Origin of the sequence: Lysinibacillus boronitolerans JCM 21713 = 10a = NBRC 103108 (assembly GCF_000772935.1) — a bacterium.
Classification (GTDB): Bacteria; Bacillota; Bacilli; order Bacillales_A; family Planococcaceae; genus Lysinibacillus; species Lysinibacillus boronitolerans.
Window position 1 is genome coordinate 1 of sequence record NZ_JPVR01000014.1, and the last position, 339, is coordinate 339.

The 339-nt window shown below is 46.0% G+C and carries 1 protein-coding gene; it reads left to right on the forward strand.

Features of this window, described 5'->3' with window-relative positions; translation table 11 throughout:
- Positions 1–122 precede the first annotated feature (122 nt).
- On the forward strand, positions 123–339 hold a 217-nt coding region (locus CD31_RS00070), incomplete at its 3' end, for a hypothetical protein (RefSeq protein ID WP_176408543.1).

Here is a 339-nt window from a genome sequence, read left to right on the forward strand (position 1 = left end):
GTAGTGACGATGGATGGCTCCATTAAAGCCCCTGTTTCCGTCGCTGCGCAAGAAGAGGAAGCAGACCTGGAGGCAGCCCTAGACGTCATGGGGATGATCCCTGTTGGTGGGGGTGATGCTTAATGGGTCTATTAGGATTAGCAGGAAGCTTACTAGGGATGATTCCGAAAGTAGGCTCCCCAAGTGGAAAGAAAAAAGGAAAGAGCGGCGGGTCAAAAGGAAAGAGCACTAAGAAATCCTCCAAAAAGAAGAGCTCTACGAAGAAAAAACAACGGAAGTCCAATAAAAAGAAGAAAAAACGCAAGAAGAAAAAGAAGAAGTGGGGTAAATTCTTTACCA